Annotated in this window: 1 protein-coding gene; it reads left to right on the forward strand. The window is 72.2% G+C overall.

Features of this window, described 5'->3' with window-relative positions:
• Positions 1–820 (forward strand): UvrD-helicase domain-containing protein (locus G3N92_RS34385; protein ID WP_206131918.1); only part of this gene is annotated, 820 nt, incomplete at both ends.

Here is an 820-nt window from a genome sequence, read left to right on the forward strand (position 1 = left end):
CTGAATCAGCGCTCGCACAAGCCCGAAGCGGTGGCCGATGCGCTGGCCGCCTGGGCCGCGTATTTCGGCGCGATGCCCGAGGCCGGCGCCGCGCCGCCCGCGCCGTTGCCGAAGCCCGCGCTCAAGCTCACGCGCACGGTGCTGGAGAAGGCGACCAAGAAGGGCGGCGCGACGCCCGCGCATCCGTTCTTCGATGCGGCCGAGGCGCTGGAGGCCGCGCTCGCGGCGGCCGACGACGCGCAGCGCGCGCGCTGGCTCGCGCTGATCGCCGACTGGCTGGCCAATGCGCCCGCGCGGCTCGCGGAAAAGAAGCGCACGCGCCGCGTGGTGTCGTTCGACGATCTGCTCGCGAACCTGCATCGCGCGCTGGTTGCCCATCCGTGGCTGGCCGACACGCTGCGCCGCCGCTATCCGGCCGCGCTGATCGACGAATTCCAGGATACCGATCCGCTGCAGTTCGAGATCTTCGACACGATCTTCGCGCCGGCCGGGCCGCTGTTTCTGGTCGGGGATCCGAAGCAGGCGATCTACAGCTTCCGCGCGGCCGATCTGCACACCTATCTGGCCGCGCGCGAGCGGGCCAGCGCGCGCTACACGCTGGCCGTCAACCAGCGCTCGACGCCGGCCGTGGTCGATGCCTGCAACCGCGTGTTCATGGCGAACCCGCGCGCGTTCGTGCTCGACGGCCTCGATTACGAGCCGGTGCGGGCCGGCGAGCGCCGTCGTGCGCCGTTCGTCGACGGCAGCGATCCGCAGGCCGGCGCGGGCGATTTCCGGATCTGGACGCTGCCGGACGGCGACGACGCGCTGTCCAAGCGCG

Source organism: Burkholderia sp. Ac-20379 (assembly GCF_017104645.1).
In the GTDB taxonomy this organism is placed as follows: Bacteria; Pseudomonadota; Gammaproteobacteria; order Burkholderiales; family Burkholderiaceae; genus Burkholderia.